The sequence below is a fragment of the Streptomyces sp. NPDC029164 genome (assembly GCF_055563995.1).
Window position 1 is genome coordinate 68135 of sequence record NZ_JBVHWW010000008.1, and the last position, 21375, is coordinate 89509.

At 71.7% G+C, this 21375-nt stretch carries 15 protein-coding genes and 1 riboswitch; of the genes, 9 read left to right on the plus strand and 6 right to left on the minus strand.

Annotation, left to right across the window (positions count from 1 at the left end; translation table 11 throughout):
- Positions 1 to 347: 347 nt before the first annotated feature.
- The 3 genes from ACZ4VT_RS10200 to ACZ4VT_RS10210 all read left to right on the plus strand — a co-directional run bounded on the left by ACZ4VT_RS10200 (position 348) and on the right by ACZ4VT_RS10210 (position 4731).
- The gene (locus ACZ4VT_RS10200; protein WP_467948246.1) at positions 348 to 2468 is read left to right on the plus strand and encodes a DNA gyrase/topoisomerase IV subunit B; all 2121 of its coding nucleotides are present in this window, start codon (positions 348 to 350) and stop codon (positions 2466 to 2468) included.
- A gap of 188 nt (positions 2469 to 2656) precedes the next feature.
- Positions 2657 to 3142 carry a DUF485 domain-containing protein gene (locus ACZ4VT_RS10205; RefSeq protein ID WP_467948248.1) on the plus strand — a complete coding sequence of 162 codons (486 nt, stop codon included), beginning with the start codon at positions 2657 to 2659 and terminating at the stop codon, positions 3140 to 3142.
- Positions 3139 to 4731, plus strand: a complete 1593-nt coding sequence (locus ACZ4VT_RS10210) for a solute symporter family protein (RefSeq protein WP_467948250.1) — start codon at positions 3139 to 3141, stop codon at positions 4729 to 4731. The genes ACZ4VT_RS10205 and ACZ4VT_RS10210 overlap by 4 nt, the downstream gene beginning before the upstream one ends.
- Positions 4732 to 4737: 6 nt before the next feature.
- Here ACZ4VT_RS10210 and ACZ4VT_RS10215 read toward each other — a convergent pair whose 3' ends face one another.
- From ACZ4VT_RS10215 to ACZ4VT_RS10225, 3 genes are all read right to left on the minus strand, one after another.
- Positions 4738 to 5451, minus strand: coding sequence for a response regulator (locus ACZ4VT_RS10215; RefSeq protein ID WP_467948251.1), 714 nt, complete (start codon positions 5449 to 5451; stop codon positions 4738 to 4740).
- Positions 5448 to 7049: a sensor histidine kinase gene (locus ACZ4VT_RS10220; protein WP_467948253.1), complete on the minus strand. Its 1602-nt coding sequence runs from the start codon at positions 7047 to 7049 to the stop codon at positions 5448 to 5450. The genes ACZ4VT_RS10215 and ACZ4VT_RS10220 overlap by 4 nt, the downstream gene beginning before the upstream one ends.
- 132 nt (positions 7050 to 7181) lie before the next feature.
- Complete coding sequence (locus ACZ4VT_RS10225) at positions 7182 to 8417, minus strand: citrate synthase (RefSeq protein ID WP_467948255.1); 1236 nt, start codon at positions 8415 to 8417, stop codon at positions 7182 to 7184.
- An 80-nt stretch (positions 8418 to 8497) separates the two neighbouring features.
- On the opposite strand from ACZ4VT_RS10225, the gene ACZ4VT_RS10230 reads away from it, so the two are divergent.
- Entirely contained in the window at positions 8498 to 9658 is a 1161-nt protein-coding gene (locus ACZ4VT_RS10230) for a citrate synthase/methylcitrate synthase (protein WP_467948256.1), read from the plus strand.
- A 32-nt stretch (positions 9659 to 9690) separates the two neighbouring features.
- On the plus strand, positions 9691 to 10854 hold the full coding sequence (locus ACZ4VT_RS10235) for a CobW family GTP-binding protein (RefSeq protein WP_467948258.1): 1164 nt from the start codon (positions 9691 to 9693) through the stop codon (positions 10852 to 10854).
- Positions 10855 to 10905: 51 nt separating this feature from the next.
- Here ACZ4VT_RS10235 and ACZ4VT_RS10240 read toward each other — a convergent pair whose 3' ends face one another.
- From ACZ4VT_RS10240 to ACZ4VT_RS10250, 3 genes are all read right to left on the minus strand, one after another.
- Positions 10906 to 11670 (minus strand): alpha/beta fold hydrolase, encoded by a 765-nt coding sequence (locus ACZ4VT_RS10240; RefSeq protein ID WP_467948260.1) that lies wholly within the window; start codon positions 11668 to 11670, stop codon positions 10906 to 10908.
- A gap of 10 nt (positions 11671 to 11680) precedes the next feature.
- Positions 11681 to 13723: a restriction endonuclease gene (locus tag ACZ4VT_RS10245; protein WP_467948262.1), complete on the minus strand. Its 2043-nt coding sequence runs from the start codon at positions 13721 to 13723 to the stop codon at positions 11681 to 11683.
- Between the two features lie 107 nt (positions 13724 to 13830).
- Entirely contained in the window at positions 13831 to 16287 is a 2457-nt protein-coding gene (locus ACZ4VT_RS10250; protein ID WP_467948264.1) for a DNA gyrase/topoisomerase IV subunit A, read from the minus strand.
- A gap of 263 nt (positions 16288 to 16550) precedes the next feature.
- Between ACZ4VT_RS10250 and ACZ4VT_RS10255 the strand changes: the two genes are divergently transcribed.
- The 4 genes from ACZ4VT_RS10255 to ACZ4VT_RS10270 all read left to right on the plus strand — a co-directional run bounded on the left by ACZ4VT_RS10255 (position 16551) and on the right by ACZ4VT_RS10270 (position 21340).
- The gene (locus ACZ4VT_RS10255) at positions 16551 to 17900 is read left to right on the plus strand and encodes a M16 family metallopeptidase (RefSeq protein WP_467948406.1); all 1350 of its coding nucleotides are present in this window, start codon (positions 16551 to 16553) and stop codon (positions 17898 to 17900) included.
- 20 nt (positions 17901 to 17920) lie between these two features.
- A complete protein-coding gene (locus ACZ4VT_RS10260; RefSeq protein WP_467948408.1) occupies positions 17921 to 19288 on the plus strand; it encodes a M16 family metallopeptidase in 1368 nt (455 codons plus the stop codon).
- Between the two features lie 217 nt (positions 19289 to 19505).
- A riboswitch (cyclic di-AMP (ydaO/yuaA leader) is annotated at positions 19506 to 19664 on the plus strand.
- Positions 19665 to 19677: 13 nt separating this feature from the next.
- Complete coding sequence (locus tag ACZ4VT_RS10265; protein WP_467948266.1) at positions 19678 to 20478, plus strand: M23 family metallopeptidase; 801 nt, start codon at positions 19678 to 19680, stop codon at positions 20476 to 20478.
- Between the two features lie 184 nt (positions 20479 to 20662).
- The gene (locus ACZ4VT_RS10270; RefSeq protein ID WP_467948267.1) at positions 20663 to 21340 is read left to right on the plus strand and encodes a GntR family transcriptional regulator; all 678 of its coding nucleotides are present in this window, start codon (positions 20663 to 20665) and stop codon (positions 21338 to 21340) included.
- Positions 21341 to 21375: the final 35 nt, after the last annotated feature.

Below are 21375 nucleotides of genomic sequence, written 5' to 3' on the forward strand. Positions count from 1 at the left end.
AGCTGGCCGGCTGTTGCCGGTTGGCGGCGAAGGAGCCGTATTGCGTTGCTTTACGGTTTCGCGTTGTCAGTCGTGCGCTTGTTGCAGTTCCATCCTCCCCCGGCGTGAGTGCCAGGTTGTTCATGAGGACGTGCCCGAACCCTAAATGGTTCATGCGCGGAAGGGAACGTGATGTTTCCTTCACCCGGCCGGGGGATCGAACGTTCGTACGGATCTGGACTAGGGTGAGGAGCGCGCGAGGGTGGCGTTGCATCGGCTCTACCTGGCCTCGGTACCCTTCGAGCGGCAGCCGAGCCACCCCTGCGCCCGACCGGGCCAGAAAAAGAATTCAGCGAGGAGCGAACTGCGTGACCGCCGACACGTCCGTGCCTTCCAGCGCGCTGCTGTCCGGAGCAGACCGGGACGGTTCCAACTACACCGCGCGGCACCTGCTCGTCCTCGAGGGGCTGGAGGCCGTCCGCAAGCGCCCCGGCATGTATATCGGCTCGACCGACAGCCGGGGCCTGATGCACTGCCTGTGGGAGATCATCGACAATTCCGTCGACGAGGCCCTGGGCGGCTACTGCGACCACATCGAGGTCATCCTCCACGAGGACTCCTCCGTCGAGGTCCGGGACAACGGCCGCGGCATCCCCGTGGACGTCGAGCCCAAGACCGGCCTGTCCGGCGTCGAGGTCGTCATGACCAAGCTGCACGCGGGCGGCAAGTTCGGCGGCGGCTCGTACGCGGCCTCAGGCGGCCTGCACGGCGTCGGCGCCTCCGTGGTCAACGCCCTCTCCGCCCGGCTGGACGTCGAGGTCGACCGCAACAGCGCCACCCACGCCATCAGCTTCCGCCGCGGCGTCCCCGGGATGTTCACCGAGCAGGGTCCCGAAAGTCCGTTCGATCCCGCGAACGGCCTGCGCAAGGTCAAGCGGATCACCAAGGGCAGGACCGGCACCCGGGTCCGCTACTGGGCCGACCGCCAGATCTTCCTCAAGGACGCCCGGCTCAACCTGGAGACGCTCTACCAGCGCGCCCGCCAGACCGCCTTCCTCGTCCCCGGCCTGACCCTCGTCGTCCGCGACGAGCGAGGCATCGACGGGGCCGGCAAGACGGAGGAGCTCTTCCGCTTCGACGGCGGCATCAGCGAGTTCTGCGAGTACCTCGCCCAGGACAAGGCCGTCTGCGACGTGCTGCGCCTGAACGGCACGGGCACCTTCAAGGAGACCGTCCCGGTTCTCGACGACCGCGGCCACATGACGCCCACCGAGGTGACGCGCGAGCTCGGCGTGGACATCGCCCTGCGCTGGGGCACGGGGTACGAGACCAACGTCAAGTCCTTCGTGAACATCATCGCCACCCCCAAGGGCGGCACCCACGTCTCCGGCTTCGAGCGCTCGATCGCCAAGACCGTGAACGAGGTGCTGCGCTCGGCCAAGCTGCTGCGCGTCGCCGAGGACGACGTGGTCAAGGACGACGCGATGGAGGGCATGACCGCCGTCGTCACCGTCCGCCTCGCCGAGCCGCAGTTCGAGGGCCAGACCAAGGAGGTGCTCGGCACCTCCGCGGCCACCCGGATCGTCGCCGCCGTGGTCGCCAAGGAACTCAAGGCCTTCCTGACCTCCACCAAGCGCGACGACAAGCAGCAGGCCCGCGCCGTGATGGAGAAGATCGTCGCGGCCGCCCGGACCCGGATCGCCGCCCGCCAGCACAAGGAGGCGCAGCGCCGCAAGACCGCGCTGGAGACCTCCTCGCTCCCCGCCAAGCTGGCCGACTGCCGCAGCGACGACGTGGAGCGCAGCGAGCTCTTCATCGTCGAGGGCGACTCGGCCCTCGGTACGGCGAAGCTCGCCCGCAACTCGGAATTCCAGGCCCTCCTGCCCATCCGCGGCAAGATCCTCAACGTCCAGAAGTCCTCGATCTCGGACATGCTCAAGAACGCCGAGTGCGGGGCGATCATCCAGGTCATAGGAGCCGGCTCGGGCCGGACCTTCGACATCGACGCCGCCCGCTACGGAAAGATCGTGCTGCTCGTCGACGCCGACGTGGACGGCGCGCACATCCGCTGCCTGCTGCTCACGCTCTTCCAGCGGTACATGCGGCCGATGGTCGAGGCCGGCCGGGTCTTCGCGGCCGTGCCGCCACTGCACCGGATCGAGCTGGTCCAGCCGAAGAAGGGCCAGGACAAGTACGTCTACACGTACTCGGACAACGAGCTGCGCCAGACCCTGCTGGAGTACCAGCGCAAGAACATCCGGTACAAGGACTCGATCCAGCGCTACAAGGGCCTGGGCGAGATGGACGCGGACCAGCTGGCGGAGACCACGATGGACCCCCGCTTCCGCACCCTGCGCCGGATCAACATCGGCGACCTGGACTCGGCCGAGCAGGTCTTCGACCTGCTCATGGGCAACGAGGTGGCACCGCGCAAGGAGTTCATCACGAGCTCCGCGGCGACCCTCGACCGCTCGCGCATCGACGCCTGACCCGTTCGGGGCCGATGGCCGGCGGAGGCCGGCACCAACGGCCCCGGCATGCCTCACGACGGCACACCGGCACTCTTCCCTCCATCACCTGTTGGAGTGAAGAGCGCCGGTACATCAGTCCGGAAAGCGACTATTGAGCACATCCTTGTGGGCACGCGGCCAATGCGGCGGCGGACAAGGAGAGTTCGGTGGACAAGCACGATGGTCGTGATGCCGGAACGATCCGGCTGGACGACCCCTGGTACGACGCGCTGGCCGTCGGCTGGGGCGAAGGTGAGGAAACGTCCCCGCCGCGCCCGACCCCGGGTGACAGCCCCGCGCACGGCGCATCCGACATCTACCTCGAAGTGCAGCGCAGCGCCGCCTTCCAGGAGGTCCGCAGCCGCTACCGCGGGTTCGTCGTCCCCGCGACCGCCGGCTTCTTCCTCTGGTACGTCGCCTACGTGGTCGCCGCCACCGCCGCGCCCGCCCTGATGGCCCGGCCCGTGGTGGGCGCGGTCAACGTGGCCATGCTGGCGGGGCTCGGCCAGTTCCTCACCACCTTCCTGCTGACCTGGGCCTACGCCCGGCACGCGCGACTGCGCCGGGACCGGGCCGCGCTCGATCTGCGCTGGACCGTCTTCGAGCAGGAACGCGGCCAGGAGCGGAGCCGGGCGAGGGGGGCCGGCCGGTGACCACCGAACACCAGACCCTCGCGCTGATCCTGTTCAGCGTCTTCATCGCGGTGACCCTGGGCATCACCACCTGGGTCAGCCGGAACCGGCACGGGTCGGCCGAGGAGTTCTACGCGGGCGGCCGGCTGTTCTCCCCGATGGAGAACGGTTTCGCCATCGCCGGCGACTACATGTCCGCCGCCTCCTTCCTCGGCATCTCCGGCCTGATCGCCCTCTTCGGCTACGACGGCATGCTCTACTCCGTGGGGTTCCTCGTCGCCTGGCTGGTGGTGCTGTTCCTGGTCGCCGAACTGGTGCGCAACTGCGGGCGCTTCACCCTCGCCGACGTGGTCGCCGCCCGGATGAGCGAGCGTCCGGTGCGGATCGCGGCCGGCACCTCCTCGGTCGTCGTCTCGGTGCTCTACCTGGTGGCGCAGATGGTCGGCGCGGGCAGCCTGGTCGGCCTGCTGCTCGGCAGTTCGAGCGCGGCGGCCCGGACCCTGACCGTGATCGGGGTGGGCGCGCTCATGGTCGTCTACGTGTCCTTCGGCGGGATGCGGGCCACCACCTGGATCCAGATCGTGAAGGCCGTCCTGCTGATGGGCGGGGCGATCACCCTGACCGTGCTCGTGCTGCTGCGCTTCCACGGGAACTTCGACCAGCTGCTCACCAGTGCCGCCGACCGCAGCGGGCACGGGTCCAGGTTCCTCGGCCCCGGCCTCAAGTACGGCGGGGACTGGACCGCTCGCGTCGACTTCATGAGCCTCGGTCTCGCGCTGGTCCTCGGGACCGCCGGGCTGCCCCACATCCTGTCGCGCTTCTACACGGTGCCCACCGCGCGGGCGGCGCGCCGCTCCGTGGTGTGGGCGATCGCGCTCATCGGCGGCTTCTACCTGATGACCATCGTGCTCGGCTTCGGGGCGGCGGCGCTGGTGGGCCCGGACCAGGTGCGGGCCTCCAACGCCTCCGGGAACACGGCCGTTCCACTGCTCGCGGCCTTCCTCGGCGGGGGCGCCGAATCCACCGGCGGCGCCGTGCTGTTCGCCTTCGTGGCGGCCATCGCCTTCGCCACCATCCTGGCCGTGGTCGCCGGCATCACCCTGGCCTCCTCGGCCTCCGTCGCCCACGACCTGTACGCCTCCCTCAAGCGGCGCCGCGCGAGGCAGCGCAGCGAGGTCACCGTGGCCCGGGCCGCGGCCGTCGGCATCGGGGCGGTGGCGATCGCCCTCGGACTGCTCGCCCAGGACCTCAACGTGGCGTTCCTGGTGGGACTGGCCTTCGCGGTGGCGGCCTCGGCGAACCTGCCGGTGCTCCTGTACTCGCTCTTCTGGCGCGGCTTCACGACGCGGGGAGCCGTCTGGTCGGTGTACGGGGGCCTGGTTCCGGCGGTGTTGCTGGTACTGGTCTCGCCGGTGGTGTCGGGCAGCCCGGAATCCCTCTTCCCGGGCGTGGACTTCCAGTACTTCCCGCTGCAGAACCCGGGGATCGTCTCGATCCCGCTCGGCTTCCTGGCGGGCTGGCTGGGCACGGTCACCTCGGACGAGGAGCCGGACGAGGCGAAGCACGCGCAGACGGAGGTCCGCTCCCTGACCGGCGCCGGAGCGGTCTGAGCGCCGTCAGACCGGCCCCTCCGACGGGAGCCAGGTGTAGCGGTGCTCGGGGCGGCCGGTCTCGCCGTAGCGCAGGGCCAGGGTCACGCGGCTGGTGCGTTCGAGCAGCTTCACGTAGCGCTGGGCGGTCTGGCGGCTGATGCCCGCGCGGTCGGCGATCTGCTGGGTGGACAGCGGGCCCTGTGCGGAGCGCAGGACCTGACGGACCAGTTCCGCGGTGGTCGGGGAGTGGCCCTTGGGGAGCTCGTTCGCGGGCCCCGCGGCGGCGAGGGCGCCGAAGATCCGGTCCACCTCGGCCTGTTCGGCCTCGCCACCCGTCTCCAGGGTGCGGCGCAGGGCCCCGTACGCCTCCAGCCGGGTGCGCAGCCCGGCGAAGGTGAAGGGTTTGACCAGGTACTGGAGGGCGCCCAGGCGCATCGCGGCCTGCACGGTGGCGAGGTCGCGGGCGGCCGTGACCATGATCACGTCGGTGTGGTGGCCGAGCTGGCGCAGGCGCCGGACCAGGTCCAGGCCGTTCTCGTCGGGGAGGTAGTGGTCCAGGAGGACCAGGTCGACCGCCCGGGAGGTGAGGAACTCCAGGGCCTCGGCCGCCGAATGGGCCTGGGCAGTCACCCGGAAACCGGGAACCTTCGCCACGTACGCCGCGTTGATCCGGGCAACACGCATGTCGTCGTCGACGACCAATACGTGGATCGGGGTCCCGTTCACCGCCTCGTTCATCGCAGGGCCTCCGGGAGTACGACGGAGAATGCCGCCCCTCCGTCCGCTGCTTCACCGGCCCGGGCGCTGCCACCCTGCCGCTCCGCGAGGCGGCGTACGAGGGCGAGGCCTAGCCCCCGCTCGCGAAGGGCGCTGGGCTGCTTGGTCGACCAGCCCTCGGTGAAGATCTGCTCGCGGCGCGCGGCGGGCACTCCGGGGCCGCTGTCGCGCACCCGGAGCACGGCGGTACGGCCCTCCGCGCGCAGCTCCACCTCGACCAGGGGCGCCGTCGAACCGGCGGCGGCGTCCAGGGCGTTGTCCACCAGGTTGCCCACGATCGTGACGAGGCCGCCCGGGTCCACCAGGCGGTCGGGGAGGAGGGTGGTCTCGGCCAGCCGCAAGGGGACGCCGCGTTCGGCCGCGACGGTCGCCTTGCCCACGAGAAGGGCGGCCAGCAGCGGGTCGTGGACCTTCTCGGTGACCTGTTCGGCGGTCGTGCGGTGCACGTCGGCGACCTCGGTGACGAACGCCACCGCCTCCTCGTGCAGGCCCAGTTCCAGCAGGCCGAGGAGGCTGTGGAGGCGGTTGGCGTGCTCGTGGTCCTGGGCGCGCAAGGCGTCGATGAGGCCGCGGGTGGAGTCGAGTTCGCGGCCGAGGCGTTCCAGCTCGGTGCGGTCGCGCAGGGTGGCGACGGCGCCGCCGTCCTCGGTGGGCATGCGGTTGGCGACCAGCACACGGGGGCCCTGGACGGTGAGCAGGTCGCGGCCGGTGACGCGGCCCGACAGCACGTCGGCGGTGCGGCCGGCGCCGAGTACGTCGTCCAGGGGGCGTCCCGCCAGGGTGCCGGCGGAGTCCGGGGCGAGACCCAGCAGCCGGGCGGCCTCGTCGTTCACGAGCCGGACCCGGCCCTCGCGGTCGAGGGCGATGACGCCCTCGCGGATGGAGTGCAGCATCGCCTCGCGTTCGGCGAGCAGGCCGGAGATGTCGGAGAAGGCCAGGTCGCGGGTCTGGCGCTGGATCCGGCGGGAGAGGAGACAGGCGGCCAGGGCGCCCGCGGCCAGTGCGCCGCCCGCGTAGGCGAGCAGGCCCGGGATGGCGCCGAGCAGCCGGTCGCGGACGCTGTCGTAGGCGATGCCCACCGAGACGGCGCCGACGATCTCGCCGTCGGCGGCGACCAGCGGGACCTTGCCGCGCGCGGAGCGTCCCAGGGTGCCGTCGTCGATCTCCATGACCTCGCGGCCCGCCAGCGCGGCGCTCGGGTCGGTGGAGACGGGCAGCCCGATCCGGTCGGCGCTCGGGTGCGAGCGGCGGATGCCGTCCAGGCCGAGGACGACCACGTACTCGGCCCCGGTGGCCCGGCGGATCCGCTCGGCGGAGGACTGTACGGGGCTGTCCGGCGAGATTCCGGTGTCCAGGAGGTCGGCGGCCAGCGAGGGATCGGCCGCGGCGCTCTGCGCGATCGCGAGGGCGCGCCGCATGGCCTGGTCGTCGAGCTGAGCGCTCAGCGGTGCCAGGAAGAGTCCGGTCGCCAGGACGGCGACCCCGGCGGCGATGGCCAGCTGGGTCAGCAGGATCTGGGAGACGGCCCGTCTGGGCAGCCCGAGGCGCCGAGCGCTCATGAGGGGGAACCGCATGGGCAGCAACGGTAGGTCGGGCCCGGCAGGAGCGGAACGTCTACGGCGAGCTTGTCGGGTTCGCCACTTCCGTCATGTTCGGACCGTGGCGCACGGCTCACCGCGGGTGAAGAGGCGTCACGGCATCGGCTGGGGCGGGCGGGGCCCGTGGTACTGCCCGCTCGGCCGCATCCGCAGCGGCCGCTCCTGGTACTCCTCCAGGGCGTGTGCCATCCAGCCCGCCGTGCGGGCCACGGCGAAGACCGTCTCCCCGGCCTCCGCCGCCATCCCGCACGACACGGTCAGCACCGCCAGCGCCAGGTCCACATTGGCGTGCAGTCCGCCCTGCCGGGCCATCACCGCGGCCACCTCGCGCGCCGCGCCCAGGGCGGGAGCGGCCTGTTCCAGTCCCTCCAGCCGGGTGAACAGCGCCCGCGCGCGCGGGTCCTCGCCCTGGTACAGGCGGTGTCCGAGCCCCGGGACCCGGCGCCCGGCCCGCAGGTACTCCGCCACCACCGGCGCCGCCCCGCCCTGTTCCAGCACCTCCACCAGCATCCGGTGCGCGAGCCGCCCGGCCGCGCCGTGCAGGGGCCCTTCGAGCGCGCCGAGCCCGGCGGACACCGCCGCGTACGGATGGGCCCGCGCCGAGGCGGCCACCCGTACGGCCAGGGTGGAGGCGGCCAGGTCGTGGTCGACCAGCAGCGCCAGCGCCAGGTCGAGCACGGCCAGGGCGTCCGGGTCCGGCTCCTCGGCCGTCAGCCGGGACCACAGCTGCCGCGCGATCCGGCCGTCGCCGGCCCACTGGGCCGCGCCCACCACGGGGAGCGCGCCGACCAGCGTGGGAATCAGGCAGCGTACGGAGCCGAGTACCGCCTCCTCGGACAGGTCGAAGCGCAGCGGGTCCGCCACCGCGGCTGCGGCCACCGCCACCCGCAGCCGGTCGATGGGGCCGCCGTGGGCCGGCAGCGCGGCCACGGCCCGCCGGGCCGCCGCCAGGGCCTCCGGGGGAGCGGTGAACCGTGCCCCCCGCGCGACGGTCCCGGTCCAGAGCCACTCGGCGACCTCCTCGTATCGGTACTCCGAGGCCAGTGCCACGGCGTCCACGCCCCGGAAGTAGTACCGGTCCGGCTCGATGAGGGTGAGGGCCGTACGGACGGAGAGCTCTCCGGCGGGAGCCGCCGCCTCGCGCCGGCTCCGCCGGGCCAGGGCCTCCACCTCGGCCGCGTCGAAGCTGCTGCCCCGGCCGGCCGGATCGCGGCGGCTGCTGAGCTGGCCCCGGCTGACGTACGCGTACACCGTCGCCGGTTTCACTCCGAGTACCCGCGCCGCCTCCTGTGTGCTGAGCCTGCGCCCGCCGTCCCTCTCGTCGCTCATGACGAACACCCTACAGATGGATTGCTGTATTGATTCAATCAACATTGACAAGGATTCAATCCATCATGGATGGTCGATCCATGAACACCACCGACAGCACCATCGAAGGACCGCGCGGCCTCGCGGGGGTCGTGGTCACCGAAACCGAGCTGGGAGACGTCCGGGGCCGCGAGGGCTTCTACCACTACCGGCAGTACTCGGCCGTCGAGCTCGCCGCCCGCCGCAGCTTCGAGGACGTCTGGCACCTGATGTTCCGCGGCACACTGCCCGCCGACGCCGCCGAGCGGGCCGCCTTCGCCGCCGAGACCGCCGCACTGCGCCCGCTGCCCGGGGAGGTACGGGACGCCCTGCCCGGCCTGGCCCGGGCCACCCGGCTCTCCGGCCCGCTGGCCGGACTGCGCACCGCCCTCTCACTGCTCGGCGCCTCCGCCGGCTTCCGCCCGGTGTACGACCTGGACCCCGCCCGCCGGGCCGCCGACGCCCTGGCCGCCTGCGCCGCCGTACCGACCCTGCTGACCGCGTTGCACCGGCTCGGGCAGGGGCTGGAGCCCGTCGAGCCGCGCGAGGACCTCCCGTACGCCGCCAACTACCTCTACATGCTGACCGGCCGGCAGCCCGGCCCGGTCGAGACCCGCGCGGTCGAGCGGTACCTGATATCCACCGTCGACCACGGCTTCAACGCCTCGACCTTCACCGCGCGCGTCATCGCCTCCACCGGCGCCGACGTCGCCGCCTGCCTCACCGGGGCGATCGGCGCGCTCTCCGGCCCGCTGCACGGCGGCGCGCCCAGCCGCGCCCTGGACACCCTCGATGCCATCGGCACCGTGGACCGGATCGGGCCGTGGATCCGCGAACGGGTCCTGGCGGGCGACCGGATCATGGGCTTCGGCCATCCCGTCTACCGCACCGAGGACCCCCGCTCGCGCATGCTGCGCGAGATCGCCCTCCAGTTCGGCGGGCCCCTCGTGGACTTCGCCGTCGAGGTCGAGCGTCAGGTCGAGGAGATCCTCGCCGAGCTCAAGCCCGGCCGCGAGCTGCACACCAACGTGGAGTTCTACGCGGGCGTGGTCATGGAGCTGTGCGGACTGCCGCGCGAGATGTTCACCCCGACCTTCTGCGCGGCCCGCGTGGTCGGCTGGAGTGCGAACATCCTCGAACAGGCCGCCGATTCGAAGATCATCCGCCCCGCCGCCCGGTACAGCGGTCCCACCCCGCCCCAGCCCGTGCCGTTGATCGACTGATCGACAGGCGGAGCCTGGATACGATCGACAGGGTGAACAGCAGGCAGCCCATCCCCGTCATCGTCCTCGCCGGTTTCCTCGGATCCGGCAAGACCACCGTGCTGAACCACCTCCTCGCCGACCGCGGGGGCACCCGGATCGGGGTCGTCGTCAACGACTTCGGATCGATCGAGATCGACGCGATGTCGGTGGCCGGACAGGTCGGGGACTCGATGGTCTCCCTCGGCGGCGGCTGCCTGTGCTGCGCCGTCGACGGCAGCGAGCTGGACGCGTACCTGGAGAAGCTCTCCGCGCCCGTCCACCGCATCGACGTGATCGTCATCGAGGCGAGCGGACTGGCCGAGCCCCAGGAGATGATCCGGATGCTCATGGCCAGCGAGAACCCCGCCATCCGCTACGGCGGGCTGGTGCAGGTCGTGGACGCGGCCGAATTCGACGCGACGCGGGACGCGCACCCCGAGACCGACCGCCACCTCGCCGTCGCGGACCTGGTGGTGCTCAACAAGACCGACCGCGTCGACGCCGGCGAACGGGCCCGGATCGAGAGGGAACTCGACGCGCTCTGCGCCCCCGGCACCCCGGTCGTGGGCGCCGACCACGGGCGGATCGACCCGGAACTGCTCTTCGACCGGCGCCCCTGGACCGAGACCCGGGGGCAGCTCTCCTTCGAGGACCTCCTCGCGGAGGCCGAGGGCCACGACCACTGCGCCCACGCGCACGCCGTTTACGAGAGTACGGAGTTCGTCTCCGACCAGGCACTCTCCCCGCGCCGGTTCATCGACTTCCTCGACCGGCGGCCGGCCGGGCTCTACCGGATCAAGGGCTACGTGTGGTTCGGGGTCCCGGGCCACGAGGAGAAGTACGAGGTCCACGCGGTCGGCCGGTTCCTCCGCTTCGCCCCGCAGCCCTGGGGACGGGGCGAGGCCAGGCTGACGCAGCTGGTCCTGATCGGCGCCGGCACCGACGGCCCGGGGCTGGTACGGGAGTTGGAGGCCTGCCGAGAGGAGGCCCCGCAGGACGCGTCACCCGAGAGCATGTGGGGCGTGCTGCGGTACGTCGCCGAGCCCCGGCCCGCGGCCGGTCCGGAAACCGAAGCCGGTCCGGAAACCGAAGCCGGTCCGGAAACCGAAGCCGAGCCGGAAGCCGAAGCCGAGCCGGAGTCCGGGCTCGGCGCGGAGGTCCAGGACGTCCGGTGACCTGACCGGGACACCGACAGGGCCGCCGACCGGGCCGCCGGGCCATCCCGCTCAGACCGCGAGAACCGTCTCGCGCAGGAAGCCGATCAGCAGGTCCGTCACCGCGGCGGGCCGCTCCAGGCTGGGGAGATGGCCGGCCCAGGGCAGTTCGACGTGCCGGGTGTCGCCGAGCAGACCCGGCAGCCGAGCCGCGATCTGCCGGAAGTCCGCCAGGTCGAGGCCGCCCGAAAGCGCCAGACCGGGTGCCTTGACCGCTGACAGTTCGATGTCCACGTTCTTCCGGCCGGCCCCCTCGGGGGCGGCCAGTTGCACCTCGAAGGCACGCCGCTGCATCGCGCGCACCTCGTCCCGGACCGCTTCCCCGGCGTCCGGCCCCAGGAAGGTGTCCACGTTCAGCTCCACGGCCCCCTCGATGTCACCCGCCTCGATCAGCGCGTCCTCGCGCTCGCCGAACGCGCGCAGCTCATCGCCCGGTTCGTGCCCGGGCAGCCCGGAGCACAACAACGCCATGGCGGACACCCGCTCCGGACGGCGTGCGGCGATCTCCACGGCAACGCGCCCGCCGTACGAGGAGGCGATCAGCGCCGCCTGCTCGATACCGAGGGAGTCCAGCAGGTCCAGTACGTCCTCCGCGTCGTTGTGTCGCCGAGCCGGCAAGGGGCTCTGGCCGAAGCCCCGGAAGTCGCAACGCACCACCCGATATCCGGCATCGACCAGGGCCGGCCACTGCGGGTCCCACATTCGTCGGTCACAAACGGCGGAGTGCAGCAGCACCACCGCGGGGCCGTCTCCGGCTGCGTCGTAGGCAAGAGTCATGCGGCAGACCCTAGGCGACCTCGACGCCGTACTCGCGCAGCAGGTCCCCCAGGCCGCCCCGGTAGCCCTTGCCGCCGATCACGAAGTCCCAGTCGCCGTTCGGCCGGCGCCGGAACGAGCCGAGCACCAGCGCCGTCTCGCCGGCGCGCCCGTCGGAGACCTCCAGCCGGCCCAGTTCCTCCCCGCCGGCCGACAGCAGGCGGATGTGGGCGTCGGTGAACCCGGCGAGGTCGGCGTGCGGATCGACCTCCGGATCGATCGCGGCCACCAGGACCAGGCGGTCGGCCTGCGAGGGCAGGGAGTCGAAGGAGACCTCGAGGGCGGCCTTGTCGGGCCCCGCGTGCGCGCGGGCCCGTACCGAACCGTCCGGGGTCCGCGGGTTGTTGAAGAAGACGAAGTGGTCCTCGCTGAGCACCCGGTTGCCCGTGCAGACGAGCGCGCACACGTCGAGGGCGACCGCACTCGACCAGGACATGCCGAGCACGTTGTGATCCGCCGAAGGAGCGGGCTCGGGCGTCCGCTGCGACGCCTGACCACCCCCGAGACGGCCGCGCAACCCGTACTGGTGCAGCAGTTCCACGAGCTGGACGCCGGAAACCAGCTCCAGCGGCTTGCCGTTGGCGAAGGTGTACGACCCGGGACCGAAGGAAGCGGTGGTGACCAGCACCCCCTTGTTCGCCCCCTTGTCCTGGACCGTGCCGTACAGGTCGCGTACCGCCGTGGGCGGCACGGTGTTGCGGTAGCGCTTGACCTGCACCACGATCTGCCCGCCCCGGATCGGTGCCGGGTCCCTCGCCTCGACGTCGACTCCGCCGTCGCCCGACCGCTGGGTGGTCACCGCCTCCATGCCCATCGCCCGGAACAGCTCCGCCACCAGGTTCTCGAAGGCGATCGGGTCCATCTCGAAGAGGTCGGGCTCGTCCTCGTCGCCGTTCGCGTGCCCGCCGTGGCTGACGACACCGCCCACCTCGCCGGGACGACGCCCGGGGCGCACTGCGGTCAGCTGGTCGGGCCGTGCAGAGAGCTGCCCGCGCAACCCGTCGACCAGGCAGTCCACGGCGCTGACCTGCTCAAGCCGCAACCCTGCGAAGGCGGACCGGGCCGCCGACATCGAGGCGAGCACGATCCGCGCCTCCTGCCCCGTCACCGGATCGTGGTCGTCCACGAAGCCGTTGACCACGACCGACTCCAGTACGCCGAACTCGTCCGCGGCGTACAGGTCGCGGACCACCAGCAGTACGCACTGCGCCAGCAGGTCCCGGTACAGCGCCCGCCGCTGTGTGACCGGGCGGGCCGTCTCCTTGTCCTGGTCCGTGCTCTGCACGTACCGCACCGACTTGGCCGCGGGTATCACCGCGTACCCCGGCAGCTCCCAGTCCAGCACGAGCTGGCGCGCACCCGGGTCGTACGCGGCCGCGAGCTGCCTCGGCAGCGACTCGGGCCACGCGGTGGAGGCGTAGAGGGCGGCGGAGAAGTACTCCACCACGGCCTCGGCGTCGCCCGCGCGCAGGGACCCCGCCAGCTCGGTGAGGCCGCTGTTGTGCGCCCGGATCCCGGCGAGCTGCTCCGCCGCCCACCGGTCGTACTGCTGCCGGTACGCCGCCAGCTGCTGCTGGCGCTGCGTCTCCGCGGCGTGCGCCGACTGCCAGGCCTGCGTGTACCGGGCGTGTGCCTCGCGCTCGGCCTGCACGCGCCGGTTCGAGCCGAGCGTCCAGCCCGTGCTCTGCTGCTGGAACTGGTGCAGCTGCGGCATCGGCACGGGGTGGGCCAGCGTGCCCGGATTGAAGGGTTCGAGCTGCTCGGGCCGGACCAGCCCGGCCATGCGGAACGCCGGTGCCCCACACCCGGCGGCCAGCAAGCCCTGCAGTACGGCGACTTCCGCCTCGATGCGTTCCGTACGCCGCCGTGCCTCGGCGTCGCGGTACTGCCTGTCGGCGGTGCGCTGGCTCTGCCTCCGGCGTTCCGCCTCGCGGTGCTGGATCTGCTGCGTCTGCTGCATGCGGCGCTGGGCCTCGGCCCAGTCCCCGATCACTCCACCCGACCGACGACTCATCAGCTCTGTGTTCTCCCGCCCCACCCGACAGTGCCAAGAGGGAAAACACTAGTCGCCATTCGGGTGGTACGTCCCCCGGACGTACCACCCGAATGACCGCGTACTTCCTACAGCGCGGACCCCGCCAGCGCCGCGACGGACGCGGGCAGCGCCGCGCCCGAGCCGTCCCGGCGCGGGTCCACGGCCGGCAGCTCCGCCGGAGTGCCGTTCGCCGCGGCCGCGCGGACGGGGGAGCCGCCCGCCCAGGCCAGCACGAGCACGTCCTCGCCCTTCAGGAACCGCTGGCAGCGCACACCACCGGTGGCCCGGCCCTTGCGCGGGTACTGGTCGAAGGGGGTCAGCTTCCCGGACAGCAACGAGTCGTCCAGCGTGCCCTGCGCGCCCGCCACGGTGAACACCACGGCGTCCCGGCCGGGGTCGACCGCCGAGAAGTGGATCACCTTGGCGTTCTCGGCGAGCTTGATGCCCGCCATGCCGCCCGCCGGACGGCCCTGCGGGCGCACCTGGCCCGCCGGGTAGCGCAGCAGCTGGGCGTCGTCGGTGATGAAGACCAGGTCCTCCTCGCCCGTGCGCAGTTCCACCGCGCCGACGATCCGGTCACCGTCCTTGAGGGTGATGACCTCCAGCTCTTCCTTGTTGGCCGGGTAGTCCGGCACGACGCGCTTGACCACGCCCTGCTCGGTGCCCAGCGCCAGGCCCTGGGAGGACTCGTTCAGCGAGATCAGGCAGATCACCTTCTCGTCGGCCTCCAGCCCGGAGAGGAACTCCGAGACCGGGGCGCCACCCGCCAGGTTGGGCGCGGCATGGGTGTCCGGCAGCTGCGGCAGGTCGATCACCGAGAGCCGCAGCAGCCGCCCGTACGAGGTGACCGCGCCGACCTCGGCCCGGGCGGTAGCGGTGACCTGCGAGACGATCAGGTCGTGCTTGGCCCGGGCGCCGCCTTCCGCCTCGGGCAGGGGTTCGCCGGTCACGGTGCGCGCCAGCAGGCCCGTCGAGGACAGCAGCACGCGACACGGGTCGTCCGCGACCTCCAGCGGAACCGCCCCGACCGCCGTGCCCGCCGACTCCAGCAGGACCGTACGGCGCTCGGTGCCGAACTTCTTCGCGACCGCGGCCAGTTCCGTGGAGACCAGCTTGCGCAGCTCGGTGTCGGAGTCCAGGATCCCGGTGAGCTCGTCGATCTCGCCGGTCAGCCGGTCGCGCTCGGACTCCAGCTCCAGCCGGTCGAACTTGGTGAGCCGGCGCAGCGGGGTGTCCAGGATGTACTGCGTCTGGATCTCGCTCAGCGAGAACCGCTCGATCAGCCGGGCCTTGGCCTGCGCGGAGTTCTCGCTGTCCCGGATGAGGCGGATGACCTCGTCGATGTCGATGAGCGCCACCAGCAGGCCCTCGACCAGGTGCAGCCGGTCCCGGCGCTTGGTGCGGCGGAACTCGCTGCGGCGCCGGACGACCTCGAAGCGGTGGTCGAGATAGACCTCCAGCAGCTCCTTGAGGCCCAGCGTCAGCGGCTGCCCGTCCACCAGCGCCACGTTGTTGATGCCGAAGGACTCCTCCATCGGCGTCAGCTTGTAGAGCTGCTCCAGCACGGCCTCCGGGTGGAAGCCGTTCTTGATCTCGATGACCAGGCGCAGACCGTGCGCGCGGTCGGTGAGGTCCTTGACGTCGGCGATGCCCTGGAGCTTCTTCGAGCCGACCAGGTCCTTGATCTTGGCGATGACCTTCTCGGGACCGACCGTGAAGGGCAGTTCCGTGACGACCAGGCCCTTGCGGCGCGCCGTCACGTTCTCCACGGCCACCGTCGCGCGGATCTTGAAGGTGCCGCGGCCGTTCTCGTACGCGTCCTTGATCCCGGACAGGCCCACGATCCGGCCGCCGGTGGGCAGGTCGGGACCCGGCACGAAGCGCATCAGCGCCTCCAGGTCCGCCTGCGGGTGGCGGATCAGGTGGCGGGCGGCCGCGATGACCTCGCCGAGGTTGTGCGGGGGCATGTTGGTGGCCATGCCGACCGCGATCCCGGACGCGCCGTTGACCAGCAGGTTCGGGTACGCGGCGGGCAGTGCGACCGGCTCCCGCTCCTGGCCGTCGTAGTTGGCGGTGAAGTCGACGGTGTCCTCGTCGATCGACTCCGTCATCAGCGACGTGGCGTCGGCCATCTTGCACTCGGTGTACCGCATGGCGGCCGGCGGGTCGTCGTTGCCGAGCGAGCCGAAGTTGCCGTGGCCGTCGACCAGCGGCAGCCGCATGGAGAACGGCTGGGCCATGCGGACGAGCGCGTCGTAGATCGAGGCGTCACCGTGCGGGTGGAGCTTGCCCATGACCTCCCCGACGACACGGGCGCACTTCACGTAGCCGCGGTCGGGGCGCAGCCCCATCTCGTTCATCTGGTAGACGATGCGGCGGTGCACCGGCTTCATGCCGTCCCGGGCGTCGGGCAGGGCGCGGGAGTAGATCACCGAGTACGCGTACTCGAGGAAGGAGCCCTGCATTTCGTCGACGACGTCGATGTCGAGGATCTTCTCCTCGAAATCCTCCGGCGGCGGGGTCTTCGTGCTGCGGCGGGCCATCGCTGCGCGGCTCCTTAACCAAGAATGGGGTGTGCTGGGTGTCTGGCGGGACTGCTGGGGTCTGGCTGGGTCTGGCCGGTCTTGCCGGGTCGGGCGGGTGTCCGGACGGGGTACGACGCGGACCATTGTGGCCCGAGGCACCGACAACGCCGACTCCGACCCCGGGGGAGTGACCCGGGAACTTATCCGGCGGCCGACGCGCTTGCATACAGTGGCAGGTCTGACAGAAATCTCTGCATCGCGATCGAAGGGACCACATGCCCATGGGTCACACGGCCACAGCCCAGGCCGGCTCCGGCGGCCTGACAGCGACCGAGCACCGGCTGGCCAACGGCCTGCGCGTGGTGCTCTCCGAGGACCACCTGACCCCGGTCGCCGCGGTCTGCCTCTGGTACGACGTCGGTTCGCGCCACGAAGTCAAGGGGCGTACCGGCCTTGCTCACCTCTTCGAGCACCTGATGTTCCAGGGTTCGGCGAGCGTACCGGGCAACGGCCACTTCGAGCTGGTCCAGGGAGCCGGCGGCTCCCTCAACGGCACCACCAGTTTCGAGCGCACCAACTACTTCGAGACGATGCCGACCCACCAGCTGGAGCTGGCGCTCTGGCTGGAAGCGGACCGGATGGGGTCCCTGCTGGCCGCCTTGGACGACGAGTCCATGGAGAACCAGCGCGACGTCGTCAAGAACGAGCGCCGCCAGCGGTACGACAACGTCCCGTACGGCACGGCCTTCGAGAAGCTGACGGCCCTGGCGTACCCCGAGGGCCACCCGTACCACCACACCCCCATCGGCTCCATGGCCGACCTGGACGCCGCCTCCCTGGAGGACGCGCGCAGCTTCTTCCGTACGTACTACGCGCCCAACAACGCGGTGCTCTCGGTCGTCGGTGACATCGACCCCGAGCAGACGCTCGCCTGGGTCGAGAAGTACTTCGGCACCATCCCCGCGCACGACGGCAAGCAGCCGCCCCGCGACGGCTCCCTGCCCGACATCATCGGGGAGCAGCTGCGCGAGGAGATCGTCGAGGAGGTGCCGGCGCGGGCGCTGATGGCCGCCTACCGGCTGCCGCACGACGGTTCCCGCGAGTGCGACGCCGCCGACGTGGCGCTGACGATCCTGGGCGGCGGGGAGTCCTCGCTGCTGCACAACCGGCTGGTACGCCGTGACCAGACGGCCGTCGCGGCCGGCTTCGGCATGCTGCGCCTGGCCGGCGCGCCCTCGCTGGGCTGGCTGGACGTCAAGACCTCCAGCGGCGTGGAGATCCCCGCCATCGAGGCGGCCGTGGACGAGGAGCTCGCGCGGTTCGCCGCCGAGGGCCCGACGGCCGAGGAGATGGAGCGGGCCCAGGCGCAGCTGGAGCGCGAGTGGCTGGACCGGCTGAGCACGGTGGCCGGCCGCGCCGACGAACTGTGCCGCTTCGCGGTGCTCTTCGGCGACCCGCAGCTGGCGCTGACCGCCGTCCAGCGCGTCCTCGACATCACCGCCGAGGAGGTGCAGGCCGTGGCCGCGGCCCGACTGCGCCCGGACAACCGCGCGGTGCTCGTCTACGAGCCGATCGCGGCAGACGACGACGAGAACGACGAGTCCGACGAGAACGAGGGGGCGGAGCAGTGAGCGACACCGCAGCCGTCACGATGACCTTCCACCCGCGCCCGCAGGCCGGCGAGCCGCAGCCGTGGGCCTTCCCGGCCCCCGACCGCGGGGAACTGTCCAACGGGCTGACCCTGCTGCGCTGCCACCGGCCGGGCCAGCAGGTGATCGCGGTCGAGGTCAATCTCGCCGCCCCGCTCGACGCCGAGCCCGCGGGCCTGGACGGCGTGGCGACCATCATGGCGCGGGCGCTCTCCGAGGGCACCGACAAGCACTCCGCCGAGGAGTTCTCGGCCGAGCTGGAGCGCTGCGGCGCCACCCTCGACGCGCACGCCGACCACCCGGGCATCCGGGTCTCCCTGGAGGTCCCGGCCTCCCGGCTGGCCAAGGCGCTGGGCCTGCTCGCCGAGGCGCTGCGCGCCCCCGCGTTCGCCGACGCCGAGGTGGACCGCCTGGTCCGCAACCGGCTCGACGAGATCCCGCACGAGCTCGCGAACCCCCAGCGGCGCGCCGCCAAGCAGCTCTCCAAGGAGCTGTTCCCGGCGTCCCTGCGGATGTCCCGGCCGCGCCAGGGCACCGAGGAGACCGTCGCCCGGATCGACTCCGCCGCCGTGCGCGCCTTCTACGAGGCCCACGTACGCCCCGCCACCGCCACCGCGGTGGTCGTCGGCGACCTGACCGGCATCGACCTGGACGCCGTACTGGCGGACACCCTGGGCGCGTGGACGGGCAACACCGCCGCGGCCCTCCCGGTGCCGCCGGTGACCGCCGACGACACCGGCCGCGTGGTCATCGTGGACCGGCCCGGAGCGGTCCAGACGCAGCTGCTGATCGGCCGGATCGGGCCGGACCGCCACGACCAGGTCTGGGCGGCCCAGGTGCTGGGCACGTACTGCCTGGGCGGCACCCTCACCTCGCGCCTGGACAAGGTGCTGCGCGAGGAGAAGGGGTACACCTACGGCGTGCGCGCCTTCGGCCAGGTGCTGCGCTCCACCGCGGACGGCAAGGGCGCCTCGATGCTGGCCATCAGCGGCTCGGTGGACACCCCGAACACCGGTCCGGCACTGGAGGACCTCTGGAAGGTGCTGCGCACCCTCGCGGAGGGCGGTCTGACCGACGCCGAACGCGATGTGGCCGTACAGAACTTGGTGGGCGTGGCCCCGCTGAAGTTCGAGACGGCGGCCTCGGTCGCCGGCACCCTCGCCGACCAGGTCGAGCAGGAGCTGCCGGACGACTACCAGGCGCAGTTGTACGCGCGGCTGGCCGAAACGGGCACGGTGGAGGCGACTTCGGCGGCCGTGAAGGCCTTCCCGGCGGACCGCCTGGTCACGGTCCTGGTGGGCGACGCGGCAGTGATCGAGGAGCCGGTGCGCGCCCTCGGGATCGGGGACGTCACGGTCGTCACCAACTGACCTGTCGGTGATGGCCGGCTGACGGCCGACCGACGGATCGCGCAGGGGCTCTGGCAAGCTTATCCGCCGGAGCCCCTTTTGTCCGTTTGGTGGCTAGGTTGCTTGTATGCGGTGTGGCGTACGCAACAAAAAGGCGCGTCTGTTTGGCGATTGACTGATGATCCGCCTAGCGTCGGCCGTGCTGTCCGTCAGTTGTGCCCGCCGCATCCGCGGCACCGGACAGCGATCGCCGAGTCCCCGTCAGGCGCGAGCCTGGGGAGCCGGGGACCCACATGTGTCCCTGGGGTGAATCGGACCCCCTCGCAAGAGGAGGCCCGTAGGAGACCTTCCTGCTCCGAACCCGTCAGCTAACCCGGTAGGCGAGAAGGAAGGAAAGGATCAAACCCTTCATGGCGTTTGGCAGTCGTCCCGCTGGTACCGGTAAGCACCGTGGCTCCAGCCGTCTGAGCAAGAAGACCGCCGGTTACGCCGGTATCGCCGCGATCGCCACCACGGGTGTCGTCGGCTCCCTCGCCGCCCCGGCCTTCGCCGCGGACAACCACAGCAGCTCCGCCCCCGAGAACGGGCTGGGCGCCGTGGTCGTCGCCGAGGACCTCGCGGGTGACATCGCCGACCAGGCCGATTCCCAGCAGCGCGCCGCCGAGCACGCCGCCGCCAAGGCGCAGGCGGAGGCCGAGGCCAAGCAGAAGGCCGCCGAGTCCAAGCGCCTCGCCGAGGCCAAGGCGAAGGCCGAGCGCGACGCCGCCGAGCGTGCGGCCCGCGAGGAGGAGCGCAAGCGCCTCAACACCTTCGTCGCCCCCGTCGACGGCTCGTACGTCAGCACGCAGTACCACGCGGGCGGCGGCATGTGGTCCTCCGGCAGCCACACCGGCATCGACTTCCACGCGGCTTCCGGCAGCTCGGTCCACGCGGTGGGCTTCGGCACCGTCGTCGAGGCCGGCTGGGGCGGCGCCTACGGCAACAACGTCGTCATCAAGCACAACGACGGCACCTACACCCAGTACGGGCACATGACCTCGCTGAACGTCTCCGTCGGCGAGCAGGTCACCCCCGGCCAGCAGATCGGCCTGTCGGGCTCCACCGGCAACTCCAGCGGCCCGCACCTGCACTTCGAGGCCCGCACGGGCTCGCAGTACGGCTCGGACATCGACCCGATCGCGTACCTGCGCTCGCACGGCGTCAGCCTCTGACTCCGTCCCGCACCTTTTCCGAAGGCCCCGGCTCCCCGAGCCGGGGCCTTCGTGTTGCGTCTCTGTGCAAATGTTTCGCATTTCCGGGCGCTCTCGGAAATTATCGTGTGTTGCAATAGAGTCGCAGCACGCGCATGCGTGCGTGCAATGACGCTGGCAGTCGGAAATAGGCGGAGGTCCGGTCTTGCGTATTCCTGCGCACGCGGTATGCACAGCAATCCGCGACGACATCGTCTCCGGGGTGTTCGAGCCGGGCAGCCGGCTGACCGAGGAGGTGCTGGCCCGCCGGTACGGGGTCTCGCGCGTCCCGGTCCGCGAGGCGCTGCGGACCCTGGAGTCCGAGGGCTTCGTGACGACGCGGCGCCACGCGGGGGCCTGTGTGGCCGAACCGACCGAGCAGGAGGCCGGGGACCTCCTGGAGGTACGGATGCTCCTGGAGCCCCTGGCGGCCGCCCGGGCCGCCCGGCGGCGCACCGAGGCGCACCTCAAGGTGCTGCGCGGGCTGGTCAGGCTGGGGCAGGAGCGGGCCAGGCGGGGCCAGGGGGAGGATCTGCGGTCCCTGGGCGGCTGGTTCCACGAGACGCTCGCCCAGGCCTCCGGCAGCCCCGGGCTGGTCGCGCTGCTCACGCAGATGCGGCACAAGGTGGCGTGGATGTACGTGGTGGAGGCGCCGGCGCGGCCGGTGGAGTCCTGGGCGGAGCACGGGGCGATCGTGGACGCGGTGGCGCGCGGGGACGCGGAGCGGGCGCGGGCGCTGACCGCGCTGCACGCCGACCGCGCGGCGGGGGCGCACCGGCTGCGGCTCCGTCCGGCGGTGAGTACTTCGCAACCTGCCGTAAACATGTCGAGCGGCCGGCATTAACAGGAGCCGTATACAAAGGGTGGCATCGCGTGAAT